Annotated in this window: 15 protein-coding genes; 9 read left to right on the top strand and 6 right to left on the bottom strand. The window is 63.4% G+C overall.

Annotated features, from left to right (window positions below):
* Positions 1-42 precede the first annotated feature (42 nt).
* From ATY78_RS02410 to mutY, 3 genes are read right to left on the bottom strand one after another with little or no spacing between them, the layout of a single operon-like run.
* A complete protein-coding gene (locus ATY78_RS02410; protein ID WP_088680728.1) occupies positions 43-408 on the bottom strand; it encodes a nuclear transport factor 2 family protein in 366 nt (121 codons plus the stop codon).
* 5 nt (positions 409-413) lie between these two features.
* Entirely contained in the window at positions 414-1,028 is a 615-nt protein-coding gene (locus ATY78_RS02415) for an HAD family phosphatase (RefSeq protein WP_088680729.1), read from the bottom strand.
* 2 nt (positions 1,029-1,030) lie between these two features.
* Positions 1,031-2,122 carry an A/G-specific adenine glycosylase gene (mutY, locus tag ATY78_RS02420; protein ID WP_088680730.1) on the bottom strand — a complete coding sequence of 364 codons (1,092 nt, stop codon included), beginning with the start codon at positions 2,120-2,122 and terminating at the stop codon, positions 1,031-1,033.
* Positions 2,123-2,218: 96 nt separating this feature from the next.
* Between mutY and ATY78_RS02425 the strand changes: the two genes are divergently transcribed.
* The 6 genes from ATY78_RS02425 to ppdK all read left to right on the top strand — a co-directional run bounded on the left by ATY78_RS02425 (position 2,219) and on the right by ppdK (position 11,143).
* Positions 2,219-2,713 (top strand): DUF721 domain-containing protein, encoded by a 495-nt coding sequence (locus tag ATY78_RS02425; RefSeq protein ID WP_088680731.1) that lies wholly within the window; start codon positions 2,219-2,221, stop codon positions 2,711-2,713.
* A gap of 78 nt (positions 2,714-2,791) precedes the next feature.
* A complete protein-coding gene (locus ATY78_RS02430; protein ID WP_088680732.1) occupies positions 2,792-3,016 on the top strand; it encodes a DUF6290 family protein in 225 nt (74 codons plus the stop codon).
* Entirely contained in the window at positions 3,000-3,269 is a 270-nt protein-coding gene (locus ATY78_RS02435; RefSeq protein WP_088680733.1) for a type II toxin-antitoxin system RelE/ParE family toxin, read from the top strand. The genes ATY78_RS02430 and ATY78_RS02435 overlap by 17 nt, the downstream gene beginning before the upstream one ends.
* Positions 3,270-3,419: 150 nt before the next feature.
* Positions 3,420-4,196, top strand: a complete 777-nt coding sequence (locus ATY78_RS02440) for a DsbA family protein (RefSeq protein WP_088680734.1) — start codon at positions 3,420-3,422, stop codon at positions 4,194-4,196.
* Positions 4,197-4,451: 255 nt separating this feature from the next.
* Positions 4,452-7,913 (top strand): chromosome segregation protein SMC, encoded by a 3,462-nt coding sequence (smc, locus tag ATY78_RS02445; RefSeq protein WP_088680735.1) that lies wholly within the window; start codon positions 4,452-4,454, stop codon positions 7,911-7,913.
* A gap of 563 nt (positions 7,914-8,476) precedes the next feature.
* Positions 8,477-11,143, top strand: a complete 2,667-nt coding sequence (gene ppdK / locus ATY78_RS02450) for a pyruvate, phosphate dikinase (RefSeq protein WP_088680736.1) — start codon at positions 8,477-8,479, stop codon at positions 11,141-11,143.
* 22 nt (positions 11,144-11,165) lie between these two features.
* Here ppdK and ATY78_RS02455 read toward each other — a convergent pair whose 3' ends face one another.
* A complete protein-coding gene (locus ATY78_RS02455) occupies positions 11,166-11,441 on the bottom strand; it encodes a hypothetical protein (protein ID WP_088680737.1) in 276 nt (91 codons plus the stop codon).
* 314 nt (positions 11,442-11,755) lie between these two features.
* Between ATY78_RS02455 and ATY78_RS02460 the strand changes: the two genes are divergently transcribed.
* Positions 11,756-12,685, top strand: coding sequence for an IS110 family transposase (locus ATY78_RS02460; RefSeq protein WP_088680616.1), 930 nt, complete (start codon positions 11,756-11,758; stop codon positions 12,683-12,685).
* A gap of 155 nt (positions 12,686-12,840) precedes the next feature.
* On the opposite strand, the gene ATY78_RS02465 is transcribed toward ATY78_RS02460, so the two are convergent.
* Positions 12,841-13,032 carry a hypothetical protein gene (locus tag ATY78_RS02465; protein ID WP_088680738.1) on the bottom strand — a complete coding sequence of 64 codons (192 nt, stop codon included), beginning with the start codon at positions 13,030-13,032 and terminating at the stop codon, positions 12,841-12,843.
* 122 nt (positions 13,033-13,154) lie between these two features.
* Here ATY78_RS02465 and ATY78_RS02470 point away from each other — a divergent pair, with 122 nt between their 5' ends.
* Entirely contained in the window at positions 13,155-13,400 is a 246-nt protein-coding gene (locus ATY78_RS02470; RefSeq protein ID WP_088680739.1) for a hypothetical protein, read from the top strand.
* Positions 13,401-13,415: 15 nt separating this feature from the next.
* Here the strand turns inward: ATY78_RS02470 and ATY78_RS02475 are convergent, their stop codons facing one another.
* A complete protein-coding gene (locus ATY78_RS02475) occupies positions 13,416-13,805 on the bottom strand; it encodes a hypothetical protein (protein ID WP_088680740.1) in 390 nt (129 codons plus the stop codon).
* Positions 13,806-14,139: 334 nt separating this feature from the next.
* Here ATY78_RS02475 and ATY78_RS02480 point away from each other — a divergent pair, with 334 nt between their 5' ends.
* The gene (locus ATY78_RS02480; RefSeq protein ID WP_088680741.1) at positions 14,140-15,054 is read left to right on the top strand and encodes a DUF1499 domain-containing protein; all 915 of its coding nucleotides are present in this window, start codon (positions 14,140-14,142) and stop codon (positions 15,052-15,054) included.
* The last annotated feature ends 57 nt before the right edge of the window (positions 15,055-15,111 follow it).

The following is a 15,111-nucleotide window of genomic DNA, read 5'->3' on the forward strand; positions in this document are numbered from 1 at the left end:
GGGGCTTGAACCCCGGGCGTCTTCTATTTCTGAAGTGCTGTTTCAGAAATCCTTGTAATCGGTGACTTCGACGCGCCTGATGCGACCGTCCTCATCGAAGGTGATGGTCTCCTCGCCCTCGCGCACCAGCGGCTTGCCCGTCTGGCTGTGGGTGGCGCGGAGCGACCAGACGGCGCGGCCGGAAAGCGGCGTCAGCCGCTCCACCAGCGAATTATCCGCCGTCTGATCGGGATAGTCGTCGAAATAGCGCCGGAAGGCGGCCATGATCTCCGCCCGCCCGGCAAGGCTGCCGACGCCGTTCGAGACATAGGTCGCATCCTCGGCGAAGTAGCCCTCGATAAGGGGAAAATCGAGGGCGTTGATCGCGGCATGGAAGCGTTCGATTTCTTCTGCCGGGTCGAAGGCCATAGGTCTCAGACCGTCAGGCCGTAAGCGGCGAGATCGCTGCGCAGTTTCTCCGCGCCTGAAAACAGCACCGCATTCCAGCCGAAGGCCTTGGCGCCTTCGACATTGGCCGGCGCGTCGTCGATGAAGATCGTCGCGGCGGGATCGAGGCCGAACGTTTTCGTATGGGTCTCGTAGATCGCGATATCGGGTTTGATCAGGCCGACATCGCCGGAAACGGTGACGCCGCGCGGCAGGTTGAGGAAGGGAAAGCGCACTTGCGCTTCGCGGAAGGTGTCGGAGGCGAAATTGGTGAGCATCGTCACGTCACGTCCTTCGGCGATCAGACCTTCCATGATCGCGACGCTGTCGTCATAGGCATGCGGCACCATCTCGTGCCAATATTTGCGGAAGGCGCGAATATGCTCCTCGCGGGCAGGGTGCTGCGCGATCAGCAGCGCTTCGGCATCCGCCCAGGTGCGGCCGCGGTCTTGCTCGACGTTCCAATCGTGGGTGCAGATATTGGCGAAAAACCAGTTGCGCTCGGTCTCATCAGGAATGAGGCGGCTGAAGGGAAGATGCGGATCGTAATGAATAAGGACTTTGCCGATATCGAAAACGATATGCTTTATGTCGGTGGTCATGGTCATCCTTTGGATGTTTTGAACGCGAGAGGAATAGCCGCTGCGATCGCTTTTTTCATGACGGTCGGCAAGGCCTGGGCTTCAAGATTTGTAACCGGCTCCCACCATCCGTCATTCGTGCCGACCCTGGCCACAACCGCCGTGCGGTAGATCGAAAGCCTGAGCTCGAAATGGGTGAAGACGTGGATGACGGTACCGCAGGCCTGCCAGGCGGCATCGAAAGGAGCGGCTGAGGCCGAGGTCTCGCCGTCGATGCGCGCCGTCCAAGCCGTCGTCGGCACCTCGGTCATGCCGCCGAGCAGGCCGCTTTCGCCGCGCCGCCGCAATAGGATCTCACCCTCATCAGTCACCGCGATGAAGGCCGCCCCGTTTCGTACCGGCTTCTCCTTCTTCGCCGCCTTGACGGGAAAGAATTCGGGATCGGAAAGCCTGAGCGCTTCGCACGATCCCCTGAAGGGACAGAGCGAGCAGGCCGGCCGCTTCGGAGTGCAGATCGTGGCGCCGAGATCCATCATCGCCTGCGCAAAATCGCCGGGCCGATCGGCTGGCGTCATCATCGCCACCTTCTCCTTCATCAGCGGCTTGGCGGCTGGAAGCGCCGTCGTGATCGCATAAAGCCTGGAGATCACCCGCTCTACGTTGCCGTCCATGACAGCCGCCTGCCGGTTGAAGGCGATGGCGGCGACGGCTGCTGCCGTATAATCGCCGATGCCGGGCAGCGATTTGAGGCCCTCTTCGGTGTCGGGAAAGACGCCGCCATGCTGACGGGCTACGGCCTCGGCGCATTTCTTCAGGTTGCGGGCGCGCGCGTAATAGCCGAGCCCGGCCCAAGCGGCCATCACCTCGTCGTTTTCGGCCTCGGCAAGATCGGTAACCCCAGGCCAGCGCTGGAGAAAACGCGCGAAATAGGGTTTCACCGCCTGCACGGTCGTCTGTTGCAGCATCACCTCCGAAAGCCAGACGTGATAGGGATCGGCCTTGACGCCGCGGGTCGCCATGCCGGGCGAGATGCGCCAGGGCAGGTCGCGGTGGTGCCGGTCGTACCATTCGAGGAGGGGCTTTGCCGAGGGCGTGTCGAGTGTCTTGGTCGTCATGATTTGCCGCAATGGGGGGAAGGCTCTATACTTGGCGAAGCAACGCCGCGGGATCAAGCCGGTCGTGCGAATTGGCGGCGGCGCCTGAAGGTTTCGATGAGTTATCCACGCAAAGATGTGAAGCAGATTTCCGAGCTGGCGAACGGGCTGATCGATCCCGTCCTTGCGCGCCGCGCCGGCATCAACACGGCGCTGCTCGGCTCGTGGAGCGAAATCGCCGGCGAGGATTTCGCCGATTGTACCCGGCCGGAAAAGATCGCCTGGGCGCGCGGCGGCGATGAGGGCAGCTTCCGCCCCGGCGTTCTGACGATCGCCTGCGAAGGCGCGCGCGCTCTCTTCCTCACCCATGCCCAGGGCGAGCTCATCCAGCGCATCAACAGCTTCTTCGGCTTCGCCGCCGTCCACCAAATCCGCATCGTCCAAAAGCCGGTCTCCCAGGCCGTGCGCCGCTCCCGCGCCCCCGCGCCGCTGAAAGGCGAGGCCGCCCGCAAGCTTGAGGGTATGATGGAGGGCATCGAAGGCGACAAGCTGCGGCAGGCGATCCAGCGTTTGGGGACTGCGGTGATGGGGAAGCGGGGAAATCAACGCTAGCGTTTCATTTGCCTGCGGCGGGCCACTGGTGATCGAAGCTTCTGAGTGCTATATTTGTATAGCAAATAGGAGAAGATCATGCTGGCCTTGCGGTTGCCGCCAGAAATCGAAGCACGGCTCGATGAGCTTGCCAAGCGCACAGGTCGTAGTAAGAGCTTTTATGCGCGTCAAGCCATTCTCGAACATCTCGATGATCTCGAAGATATCTATCTCGCCGAAAAGAGGCTCGAAGAGCTTCGTCGGGGTGAGAGTGACACTGTCTCGCTGGCCGAACTGATGGCGCGTCATGGCATGGAAAATTGAGTTTCACCGAGCCGCCGAACGTGAGCTTGAGAAACTTGGACATGAGGCGGTTCGCCGGATACTCCGATTTCTCAACGATCGTGTTGCAAAGCTGGACGACCCCAGGTCCATCGGAGAGGCGCTTAAGGGGTCTGAACTCGGTGATTTCTGGAAATATCGCGTCGGGGACTATCGGGTAATCGCCAGTATCGACGATGGAGCTGTGCGAATCTTCATCGTGAGGATTGGTAACCGCCGCGATGTCTACCGATGAAATCCGCAAGCGGATCGATCGTGATTTTGTCTGGTTGTCTTCCCAAGGTCACAATTCTTTGAAGGAAGTTGGCGAACCGTGGCTTGTGAGCGGCCGCCAGCCGTTATATCGCACAGTCATGCCGCCACTCTCATTACTTATGGGGAACCCATGCAGATGTCCGAAATGCAACTGACGAAACGCCGCCTCCTGGGTGGGATCGCCATCGCCGCAGCTGCCGCAGCGCTTGCCGCCTGCAATGACAGCAAGGACGCTGCCGATGCTTCGTCCTCCGGCAAGACCATGGCCGACGGCACCAATGTCGACACCATCCAGACGGCTGCCACTTCGGGCACCGAAATCCCGCAGCCGGATGGCGATGTCGATATGGCTGAGGTGCTGAAGCCGGGTGCGCTGCCGGAAATGGCGCTGGGTAAGGCCGACGCCCCGGTCAAGATCGTCGAATACATGTCGATGACCTGCCCGCATTGCGCTCACTTCCACAACACCACTTTCGACACGATCAAGCAGAAATATGTCGACAGCGGCAAGGTGCAGTTCATCATTCGTGAATTCCCATTCGACCCGCGTGCGGCCGCCGCCTTCATGCTCGCCCGCTGCAGCGCTTCCAATCCCGAGCAGTTGAGCACGCCGGAGCAGTATTTCCCGATGGTTTCGATGCTGTTCAAGCAGCAGCAGGTATGGGCCGCCGCCGATGATGGCCGCGCCGCACTGCTGCAGATGTCGAAGCTTGCCGGATTTACTGAGGATAGCTTCACGAAATGCTTGACGAACCAGAAGCTTCTGGATGAAGTGAACGCCACGCGGGAAAGAGGTTCCAAGGATTTCGGCGTCAACGCCACGCCGACTTTCCTCATCAATGGCAAGCGCTACTCTGGAGACATGCCGGTTGACACCATGTCGGCGCTCATCGACAGCCTCATCTGAAGCGGACCGTTTCGACATGACGGGCGACGGCGAAAGCCGTGCGCCCGTTTTTGGTTTTCAGCGCAGTTTGCGGGTGTGGCCCCCTCATCCGCCCTACGGGCACCTTCTCCCCGCTGGGGAGAAGAGGGAGTCGAGAGGTCGCGGCACATCCCCTTCGCCTCAGCGGGGGTTCGAAGGACGGGTCGAGACCCGTGGCTCGACCCCGGTAGGTGCCGGCAGGCGGATGAGGGGGTTTCCTGCCGTGGATATTTCCGCATGAAGTTCAACAAGCTGCGCCTGGTCGGCTTCAAATCTTTCGTCGAGCCGACGGAATTCATCATCGAGCGCGGGCTGACCGGCGTCGTCGGCCCGAACGGCTGCGGCAAGTCCAATCTCGTCGAAGCCCTGCGCTGGGTGATGGGCGAGAATTCCTATAAGAACATGCGCGCCTCCGGCATGGACGACGTGATCTTTTCCGGTTCGGGCAACCGTCCGGCGCGCAACACCGCCGAAGTGGCGCTCTATCTCGACAATTCGACGCGGACCGCACCCGCCGCCTTCAATGACAGCGACGAGATCCAGGTCACCCGCCGCATCGAGCGCGAACAGGGCTCGCTCTATCGCATCAACGGCAAGGAAAGCCGCGCCAAGGATGTGCAACTGCTCTTTGCCGATGCCTCCACCGGTGCGCGCTCGCCCTCGATGGTCGGGCAGGGCCGTATCGGCGAGCTGATCGCCGCAAAGCCGCAGGCCCGCCGCCAGCTGCTGGAAGAGGCGGCCGGCATATCGGGCCTACATTCCCGCCGCCACGAGGCCGAGCTTCGCCTGCGCGCCGCCGAAAGCAATCTGGAGCGTCTCGACGATGTCACCTCGCAGCTCGAAAGCCAGATCGAAAGCCTGAAACGCCAGGCCCGCCAGGCCAACCGCTTCAAGACGCTGTCGGCCGATATTCGCGCTCGCGAGGCGATGCTCCTGCATATCCGCTGGGTGCAGGCGAAAGAGGCCGAAGCCGAGGCCGACAGCGCGCTGAACCAGGCGACATCAGTCGTCGCCGAGAAGGCGCAGATCCAGATGGAGGCGGCGAAGCAACAGGGCATCGCCAGCCTCAAGCTGCCGGAACTGCGCGAGGGCGAGGCTCGCGCTGCTGCCGCCCTGCAGCGCCTGCAGATCGCCAGAAGCCAGCTGGAGGAGGATGCCGGCCGCATCCTGCGCCGCCGCGACGAACTGACCCGCCGTCTCGCCCAGCTTGCCGAGGATATCCGCCGTGAGGAACGGCTGGTGGCCGACAATGCCGTCATCCTCGCCAGGCTCGATGCCGAAGAGGCTGAGATCGTGGAGATCCTCGCCGATTCCGGTCGTTATGCCGAGGAAACCCGCGAGGCATTCGAGGGGGCGGCCGCAAAACTCGCGGACAGCGAGCGCATCTTCACTGCGCTGACCGCCGAGCGTGCCGAAGCCGCTGCCGGCCGCAACCAGCTGGAGCGCGCCATCCGCGATCTCGCCGACCGCCGGATGCGCCTCGAACGCCAGATGGACGAGGCGAACCAGGAATTATCGGCCATCAGCGAGAAGATATCAGGCCTGCCCGATCCCGAGGAGAAGCGTGCAATGGTCGAGGCCGGCGAAATCGCCGTTGCCGACGCCGAGGCTGCGGCCCAGGCGGTCGAACAGACGCTGGCCGCTGCCCGCCAGGCCGAGGCGCTATCGCGCACGCCGGTCGAGCAGGCCCGTTCCGGTTTGAATGCGCTGGAAACCGAAGCGAAGACCATCACCCGCATGCTCGCTGCCGGTGCGGCGGCCGGGAAATTTCCGCCCGTCGCCGAAGAGCTGAAGGTCGACCGCGGCTTCGAAACCGCGCTTGGCGCAGCACTCGGCGACGATCTGGAATCGCCGCTCGATGCCGAGGCACCCGCCCATTGGTCCGAGAACGGCGATGGCGCCGCCGATCCCTCCCTTCCATCAGGCGTCACGCCGCTGCTCGACCATGTTCGCGCCCCCGCGGCGCTGACCCGCCGCCTGCGCCAGATCGGCCTCGTCACCCCAGGCGATGCGCAGCCGCTGATGGCGGCGCTGAAGCCCGGCCAGCGGCTGGTGACGAAAGAGGGCGCTGTCTATCGCTGGGACGGCCATGTGACGGGAGCGGATGCCCCGAGCGCTGCGGCATTGCGCTTGGCCCAGAAGAACCGCCTGGCCGAACTCGAAGGCGAGGTGGCGCTTGCCCGGGACGTGCTTTTCGAAGCCGAGGAGCGGCAGGCTGCCGCCGCCGAGGCGATCCGCGAACAGGAGCGGAAGCTTGCCGAAGCGCGCGACATGAGCCGTCTTTCGGCGCGCCATCTCGGCGAAGCGCGCGAAGCGTTGGCCGCGGCCGAGCGCGCCTCCGGGGATCTCATCCGCCGCCGTGACGTCGTTAGCGAGGCGGCCAGCCAGCTGCGGTCGCAGTTGGAGGAGATCGCCGTTCAGGAGGAAAATGCCCGCATCGAGTTGGAAGACGCGCCTGATCTCACGATGATCGACGAGCGGCTGCGCTTCCAGCAGGCGGAAGTCGCGACCGATCGCGGCGCGCTGGCCGAGGCGCGCGCCCGCCATGAAAGTCTTGCCAGGGAAAATGAGGCCAGGCAGCGCCGTATCGTCGCGATCGGGCAGGAGCGCGAGACCTGGCGCCAGCGGGCGGCAAGCGGCGAAGATCATGTCGCGACACTGCGCGAGCGTGAGGAAGAGGCGCGCGAAGAGGCGGCCGAGCTCGAAATGGCGCCTGATGAATTCGACGACAAGCGCCGTGCCTTGCTCACCGAATTGCAAAAGGCCGAGGAGGCGCGCCGCAACGCCGGCGATCTTCTGGCCGAAGCCGAACGTATTCAGCGCGAGGCCGACCACAAGGCTGCGACCGCGTTGTCCGAGCTTGCCGAATGCCGGGAACGGCGCGGCCGCGCCGAGGAGCGCCTCGTTTCCGCCCGTGAGAAGCGGCAGGAAAGCGAAAGCCGCATCCGCGAAGTCCTGAACGTGCCCCCGCATGAAGCGCTGCGTCTGACCGGCCGGCCGGCCATGCAGGCTCTTCCCGATTCACACGAAGTCGAGCGCGAGCTCGAACGCCTGAGGATCGAGCGTGAACGCCTCGGCGCCGTCAACCTGCGCGCCGACGAGGAGCAGAAGGAGCTGAGCGAGAAGCTCGAAGCCCTGATCAAGGAGCGTGACGACGTCATCGATGCAATCCGCAAGCTGCGCGGCGCCATCCAGAGCCTCAACCGCGAGGGCCGCGAGCGCCTGATCGCCGCCTTCGACGTCGTCAACGCTCAGTTCCAGCGGCTGTTCACCCATCTTTTCGGCGGCGGCACGGCCGAACTGCAATTGATCGAATCCGATGATCCGCTTGAAGCCGGCCTCGAAATCCTGGCACGGCCGCCCGGCAAGAAGCCCCAGACCATGACCCTGCTGTCAGGCGGCGAGCAGGCGCTGACGGCGATGGCGCTGATCTTCGCCGTCTTCCTCACCAATCCGGCGCCGATCTGCGTGCTCGACGAGGTGGACGCGCCGCTGGACGACCACAATGTCGAGCGCTATTGCAACCTGATGGACGAAATGGCGGCCTCCACCGAAACCCGCTTCGTCATCATCACGCACAATCCCATTACCATGGCTCGCATGAATCGTCTTTTCGGCGTCACCATGGCCGAGCAGGGCGTCTCCCAACTCGTCTCCGTCGATCTGCAGACGGCCGAGCGCTTGCGTGAGATCGCCTGAGCAGGGCAGGCAAGCAAGTCGCGTCTTCCGCCGGAAATGGGCGAGCGACGGACGCAATTTCAGCAAACATCCGAGCGGTTTTGCGCCCGGAAATTGCGCAAAATCAAATGCCAAGCAATAAACACCAAAAAAGGTCGGCTCTCTTGCCCTCTGTACCCCATTTGGGTGATGCTCTTTTCGCTGACTTGCATTAGAAGTTGTTTCAACGCAACCTAATTACTTTGCTGGAAAGCAGGCAATCAAACGTTGCGCACTGTCGAATTTGCATGCGGTTTTCAGGGCGAGGGCAAGGCCGAAAACCGAAAGATAAGGTCAGAGCGGTTTCCATGAACCGCTTATGGGTTGAGGGACCCCCCGTCCGGTTTTCCTGGCCGGACGGAAACAAGGCTTTGCGGGACATGTTGCAGTCCCGCAAAGCTTTTTTTATGCCTTGCGATGTTTCAATCGTTTCGACCGTTCGCTGCACCCACATTTATTGTGCGTCGCAACATTTTGCCGCATTTGTCGATTTTCATTTCAACACCAAGGGATTAAGTTAACCCCGGTTTGGTGTTGGGGGGAAGATGACCAAGTGGGTCTATACGTTCGGCGACGGGCAGGCTGAGGGCCGGGCGCGCGACCAGGAGATTCTGGGCGGCAAGGGCGCCAATCTCGCGGAGATGTGCAGCCTCGGGCTTCCGGTGCCGCCAGGACTGACGATCGTCAGCGATGCCTGTCACACCTACTACAAGAATGGCCGGCATATCGATGACGGCCTGAAGCAGCAGGTGCGTGCCGGCATATCGGGCATCGAGGCGATCACCGGCCGCCATTTCGGCTCCACCAGCCAACCGCTCTTGCTTTCGGTGCGCTCCGGCGCTCGCGTTTCGATGCCCGGCATGATGGACACCGTGCTCAATCTCGGCCTCAATGACGAGACGGTGCAGGCGCTCGGCCACGATGCCGGCGACGCCCGCTTCGCTTGGGACAGCTATCGTCGCTTCATCCAGATGTATGCCGATGTCGTCATGGGCCTCGGCAACGACGCCTTCGAGGAGATCTTGGAAGACGAGAAGGCCAAGCTCGGCTACGAATTCGATACCGAACTCAGCGCCTCCGAATGGCAGCATATCGTTTCGCTCTACAAGAGGCTGATCGAGGAGGAACTGGAGCAGGAATTCCCGCAGGATCCCGAGGTCCAGCTCTGGGGCGCCGTCGGCGCCGTCTTTTCCAGCTGGATGAGCGCGCGCGCCGTCACCTACCGCCACCTGCACAATATTCCGGAAGGCTGGGGCACGGCCGTCAATATCCAGGCGATGGTCTTTGGCAATCTCGGCAATGCTTCGGCCACAGGCGTGGCCTTCACCCGCAATCCATCGACCGGGGAGAGGGCGCTTTACGGCGAATTCCTCGTCAATGCCCAGGGTGAGGATGTCGTGGCTGGCATCCGCACGCCGCACAGCATCACCGAGGAGGGGCGGCTGTCGTCCGGCTCCGACAAGCCCTCGATGGAAAAGCTGATGCCGGAGGCGTTCCGCGAACTTGGCCGCATCTGCACCGAACTCGAGATCCATTACCGCGACATGCAGGATATCGAATTCACCATCGAGCGCGGCAGGCTGTGGATGCTGCAGACCCGCGCTGGCAAGCGCTCGACCCGCGCGGCGATGAAGATCGCCGTCGATATGGTCGATGAGAAAGTGATCACCGAGGAGGAGGCGGTGCTGCGCATCGAGCCTTCGAGCCTCGACCAGCTCCTGCATCCGACGATCGATCCGCGCGTCAACCGCCAGGTGATCGGCACCGGGCTGCCGGCTTCGCCGGGTGCCGCGACCGGCGCTATCGTCTTCACCGCCGAAGAGGCGGTGGAGGCGGAAGCCGAGGGCCGCAAGGTCATTCTGCTCAGGGTCGAGACCAGCCCCGAGGATATTCACGGCATGCATGCCGCCGAAGGCATCCTGACGACGCGCGGCGGCATGACCAGCCATGCCGCGGTCGTCGCCCGCGGCATGGGCATCCCCTGCGTCGTCGGCGCCGGCACCATGCGCATCGATCAGCGCAACGAGCGGCTGCTCGGCATCGGCGTGACGCTGAAAAAGGGCGATGTCATCACCATCGATGGCTCGGCCGGCCAGGTGCTGAAGGGTGAGGTGCCGATGATCCAGCCGGAACTGTCAGGCGATTTCGGCCGCATCATGGGCTGGGCCGACCGCGCCCGGCGCATGACCGTGCGCACCAATGCCGATACGCCGGCCGATGCGCGCGCCGCCCGCTCCTTTGGCGCCGAGGGCATCGGCCTTTGCCGCACCGAGCACATGTTCTTCGAGGGCGAGCGCATCCATGTCATGCGCGAGATGATCCTTGCCGAGGACGAGAAGGGAAGGCGGCTTGCGCTCGACAAGCTCTTGCCGATGCAGCGCTCCGATTTCACCGGCCTCTTCACCGTCATGCACGGCCTGCCGGTGACGATCCGCCTGCTCGATCCGCCGCTGCACGAATTCCTGCCGAAGACCGACGACGAGGTGGCCGAGGTCGCCTTCGCCATGGGCATGGAGGCCTTGGCGCTGCGCCAGCGTGTCGATGCGCTGCACGAGTTCAACCCGATGCTCGGCCATCGCGGCTGCCGGCTGGCGATCTCCTATCCCGAGATCGTCGAGATGCAGGCCCGCGCCATTTTCGAGGCGGCGGTGGCTGCCGCGCACGAGACTGGGGCGGCCGTCGTGCCGGAGATCATGGTGCCGCTCGTCGGCCTGCGCTCCGAGCTCGATTACGTCAAGGCGCGCATCGATGCCGTCGCCGGCGATGTCATGCGCGAGGCCGGCATGAAGATCGATTATCTCGTCGGCACTATGATCGAGCTGCCGCGCGCAGCACTCCGCGCCCATATCATCGCCGAGGCCGCCGAATTCTTCTCCTTCGGCACCAACGACCTGACGCAGACGACATTCGGCATCTCGCGCGACGACGCCTCCGCCTTCATCCCCACCTATCAGCGCAAGGGCATCATCGAGCACGATCCCTTCATCTCGCTCGATTTCGACGGTGTCGGCGAATTGATCAGCATCGCCGCCGAACGCGGCAGGCGCACCCGCAACGACATGAAGCTCGGCATCTGCGGCGAACATGGCGGCGATCCGGCCTCGATCCGCTTCTGCGAAACGATCGGGCTGGACTACGTCTCCTGCTCGCCCTTCCGCGTGCCGATCGCAAGATTGGCGGCGGCGCAGGCGGTGATCTCGGAAAGCAAGTGAGAGACGGCGGGCGCTCGGCCCGTCAATGATGATGCCGCCAGCGATCACGGTAGATATAAGGCCCGTTCAGATCCCAGGCCATGCTCTGCATCAGCTCGGCACTCTGAGCCCGTGATTCCGCCCGCCGGTCGAGATCGATGCGCTGCAGGCAGGTGGCAAAACTATCCGTGCCGCGGCGGAAGCCATAACTCAGACACTGCCGCTCATCCGCCGCCCGCCGCTCCTCCGGCGTCATCGTCTGGCAGGCGGCGAGGCCGGCCGTCACGGCGAGGAGGGTGATGAGAAGGGGGATGCGCATTGGGTTGGTCCTTGCTTTTCCCTGAGGAAATGCCATTCGGGCGAGGGCGTCAAGCGATGGGTGAGATAAGGTTGATGACGCGACTGTTGTGCCGTGCGGCCCCCTCATCCGACCCTTCGGGCCACCTTTGTAACTTCCCTTTATCCGCTGTTGGCGCTGTAATGCCTATTGCGGTGGCGGATGGAAGACCGATGCATCTTTGGGCGTCCGAGCCCGTGGGAGAGCGTGGGTCTCCATCCGCTGTTCCATTGAACCCGAACAGTCGCCGGGGCCGCTTGCGAAGGCAAAGCCCGATTAGGCAAGGATGGGATCAGATGGAGATTGTCGTAGGGATCGACGTTTCGAAAGAGCGCCTGGATGTTGCGGTGCTGCCGCAAGGGGAGGTCTTTGCCGTCAGCAACGACCATGCCGGCATCGAGGAGCTGGTCGCGCGGCTCAAAGCCATCGGTGTCGATGCGATTGGGCTGGAGGCGACCGGCGGCTACGAAATGCTGGCGGTGGCAGGGCTATGGGCGGCGGGATTGACGGTCCTCGTCGTCAATCCGGCACAAGTGCGCGCCTATGCGCATGCGATCGGCCGCAGGGCCAAGACCGATCCGATCGATGCCGCCGTCATCGCCGCCTTCGTTCTGGCGACGAAGCCCGAGATCCGGCCGTTGCGCGATGCCGAGACGCAAGCGCTGTCGGAGCTCGTGGCCCGTCGGCGCCAGATCGTGCAGATGACCGTTGCCGAGGAGAACCGGTTGCGCATGGCGTTGGCCAAGCAGGCGCAGAAGAGCATCAAGCGCCTGCTCGTCGCCCTGCGCCGCGAGCTCGAAAGCCTCGATGCCGATCTCGACAGCCATATCCGTAAGTCGCCGGTCTGGCGGGTGCGCGAGGAGCTGCTGACCTCGGTGCCGGGCGTCGGAGCGACGACGGCGCGCACGCTGCTGGCCGAGTTGCCGGAGCTCGGCAGCCTCGACCGCCGCCAGATCGCCTCGCTGGCTGGTCTTGCTCCATGGACGCGGCAGTCGGGGAAATGGAAGGGCAAGAGCTTCATCGGCGGCGGCAGGGGCAAGGTGCGGGCCGTCCTGTTCATGGCCGCCCTCGCCGCCGCCCGCTACAACCCTGCTCTCAAAGCCTTCCGCGACCGCCTGGTCGCGGCCGGCAAGCCAAAGATCGTCGCAACCGTCGCAACCATGCGAAAATTGCTCACCATCCTCAACGCCATGATAAGGGACGGACGACCATGGCAAAACGCTTGACAAACAAGACAGTCGCTCTCCCCGCTGGGGAGAAGGGGTTATGCCGCGACCTCTCGATTCCCTCTTCTCCCCAGCGGGGAGAAGGTGCCCGTAGGGCGGATGAGGGGGCCGCTGGCGCCGAGCTTAACCTCAAAAAGTGAGGTGGGGAGAAGGGCTCAAGCCGCCCCAGCCGGATCACCAATCGGCAGCAGCGCTGGATCGAGTGGCGGGTCTTGCGGGTTCTTGGTATCGGCCGGGTCCTGCGCCGGCGTCAGCGGCGGTTTTTCCTGGATGCGGTCGGGAATGCCGGGCGACGGCGTCGGCCCGCGCGGGGTGTCGGCATTCGGTATCGGATCTCTGTTGGGCATGATCGCCTCCTTTTCAAGAAAAGGAACGGCACGCCCGGCTGATGGTTCCACTTTCGCCGCCCACCTTCCTATGCACAAGGGGCATTCCTCTGTATGAGGGGACTTCAAACATTGGAACGAGCATGGCCATCCGCGATCGATTTTCGAAGAAACTGAACTGCCCGCAATGTGGCAATGCAGGCTTTGCCGAAGCCTCGGAGATCGACGATCCCAAGCGCAAGCACCCGGATTTCAAGGTCGATCAGCTGCCGCGCGGTTTTGGCGTGCAGCGCCCGTCCAATCACCAGGAAAGCTTCATGATCAAATGCGAGTGCGGGCGCAAGTTTCCCTTCCGCAGCCTGTCGGAAGCCGCGGCGGAACGGGGCTGAAACTCAGGACCACACTCAGATCCGCTCCAGCACTTCGATGAAGGCATCGGCGAAGCGCATGAGATGGGCTGTCTCCTCATCGGGCGCCTGCATGCGGATTTCGGTGCCGTTGTGATCGAGCAACGCCAGCACGACGCGCATCTCGTTGCCGTCATCGGGAATGCGCAGCACGGCGATGCGGCGGCAATCCTCGATCAGCCCGCCGGCCGGCAGATCGAACAGCAGCTCGCCGCCGGAACGGCCGGCCGCCTGGCGCACCGCCTCGCAGAAGCCGGCATCGCCGCCGGCATAACCTTCGAGTGAAAGTTCGAGCTCGAGCAGCTCCATCGGCAGCATCGGCTCGGTATGATCGATCCCGCCAAGCGCAGACGCCTGCGGTCTTGCTGCCATCTCGGGTGAAATCATCCCGTCTCTCCTGTCCACGACTTTGGAGATAAAACCGCGGCAGAATGGCCTTTTTTTGACATATCAGCAAGGGCTTATGTAGTGGCGCTCCACCTCCACCGTAGATTCCAGCGGATATGCTTGCGACAACAGTTTCAATTCAGCCGAATCTTGCCCCAGATCCGGATGATTTTAGGCCGGGCCGGCCTAAAATCTGAATCCGGATCTAAATCAAAGAAATAGAGCATGATGTCGTCCGAAAACCGCTTCACACTTTTCGGCATCATGCTCTAAACAGGGGTGTGGCGATTTGCGTGGTCCATGGCGCGGCGCTCACGAGCAACCGGTAAGTTTGATGGCCATCCGTTTCGACCGTCCCGTTTCCAGCGCCGCCCGCTTTTCGCGGCTGCTCGGGGCATTTTCGCTGGTTCTGGCGCTGGCGGTGCTGATCGCCCATCGCTTCGGCGGGCTGGCCACTCCTTATCTTGTGCTGCTGCTGATCGCCGCCGCCGGCTGCGCGCTGCTTGCCGCAATGCTCGCCGCGCTCGGCTTGCGCAGCCTCTGGGTATCAGGCGCCGAAGGCGGGCTCGCCGCGCTGGCGGCGCTGATCTATGCCGCTTTTCCGCTCTCGATCGGCGCGATGGCCGCCGAGCGTTATCTCAGCCTGCCTGATATCTACGACGTCTCCACCGATCCCGTCTCCGCCCCGGACTGGTTGTCGCCCCCGAAATCCGATCAGATCTGGCTGAAGCGCAATCCTGAAGTGACGCCGGAGGATCGCGAAAAGCAGATGGCCGCCTATCCCGAGTTGACCGGCCGGCGCTATGAGGGCGCGCTCGACCGCGTGCTGGAAGCGGTGCGCAAGGTCGCCAAGCAGAGCGGCTTTGTGATCGTCAGGAGCAGCGGCACGACCGAGCCGGACCGCGACCCCGAGGACAGGCCGGCAAAGCCTGCGCCCGGCGGCGACGAGGACGCTGTGGCCGACGCGCCCGGCATCGTCCCCGTGCCGACGCCGCGTCCCTATGACGACGATGTCGCCAAGCTGATCCGCGGCGCCAACGGCGTGACGCTGCAGGCGACCAACCGCACGCTGATCCTCGGCCTGCGCTTCGATATCCTCATTCGGCTCCGCGAAGAGGCCGAAACCACCTTCGTCGACATCCGCGTCGCCTCCCGCTACGGCCAACATGACCTCGGCTTCAGCGCCGCAATCGCCGGCGATTATCTGAAGGCGCTGGACGCCGAATTGCTTGGGATTGCGGGTGGGTGAGCCGCGGTGCCGCCAAAGGCGGCAGCAATCGATCCGGCGAATCGATTGCAGCGGCGA

The sequence above is a fragment of the Rhizobium sp. R635 genome (assembly GCF_002211285.1).
Lineage (GTDB): Bacteria > Pseudomonadota > Alphaproteobacteria > Rhizobiales > Rhizobiaceae > Rhizobium.

What these genes read in the sequence shown, in the direction of transcription:
- ATY78_RS02410 (WP_088680728.1), bottom strand. Translation starts at nt 408, where the DNA reads ATGGCCTTCGACCCGGCAGAAGAAATCGAACGCTTCCATGCCGCGATC.
- ATY78_RS02415 (WP_088680729.1), bottom strand. Translation starts at nt 1,028, where the DNA reads ATGACCACCGACATAAAGCATATCGTTTTCGATATCGGCAAAGTCCTT.
- mutY (WP_088680730.1), bottom strand. Translation starts at nt 2,122, where the DNA reads ATGACGACCAAGACACTCGACACGCCCTCGGCAAAGCCCCTCCTCGAA.
- ATY78_RS02425 (WP_088680731.1), top strand. Translation starts at nt 2,219, where the DNA reads ATGAGTTATCCACGCAAAGATGTGAAGCAGATTTCCGAGCTGGCGAAC.
- ATY78_RS02430 (WP_088680732.1), top strand. Translation starts at nt 2,792, where the DNA reads ATGCTGGCCTTGCGGTTGCCGCCAGAAATCGAAGCACGGCTCGATGAG.
- ATY78_RS02435 (WP_088680733.1), top strand. Translation starts at nt 3,000, where the DNA reads ATGGCATGGAAAATTGAGTTTCACCGAGCCGCCGAACGTGAGCTTGAG.
- ATY78_RS02440 (WP_088680734.1), top strand. Translation starts at nt 3,420, where the DNA reads ATGCAGATGTCCGAAATGCAACTGACGAAACGCCGCCTCCTGGGTGGG.
- smc (WP_088680735.1), top strand. Translation starts at nt 4,452, where the DNA reads ATGAAGTTCAACAAGCTGCGCCTGGTCGGCTTCAAATCTTTCGTCGAG.
- ppdK (WP_088680736.1), top strand. Translation starts at nt 8,477, where the DNA reads ATGACCAAGTGGGTCTATACGTTCGGCGACGGGCAGGCTGAGGGCCGG.
- ATY78_RS02455 (WP_088680737.1), bottom strand. Translation starts at nt 11,441, where the DNA reads ATGCGCATCCCCCTTCTCATCACCCTCCTCGCCGTGACGGCCGGCCTC.
- ATY78_RS02460 (WP_088680616.1), top strand. Translation starts at nt 11,756, where the DNA reads ATGGAGATTGTCGTAGGGATCGACGTTTCGAAAGAGCGCCTGGATGTT.
- ATY78_RS02465 (WP_088680738.1), bottom strand. Translation starts at nt 13,032, where the DNA reads ATGCCCAACAGAGATCCGATACCGAATGCCGACACCCCGCGCGGGCCG.
- ATY78_RS02470 (WP_088680739.1), top strand. Translation starts at nt 13,155, where the DNA reads ATGGCCATCCGCGATCGATTTTCGAAGAAACTGAACTGCCCGCAATGT.
- ATY78_RS02475 (WP_088680740.1), bottom strand. Translation starts at nt 13,805, where the DNA reads ATGATTTCACCCGAGATGGCAGCAAGACCGCAGGCGTCTGCGCTTGGC.
- ATY78_RS02480 (WP_088680741.1), top strand. Translation starts at nt 14,140, where the DNA reads ATGGCCATCCGTTTCGACCGTCCCGTTTCCAGCGCCGCCCGCTTTTCG.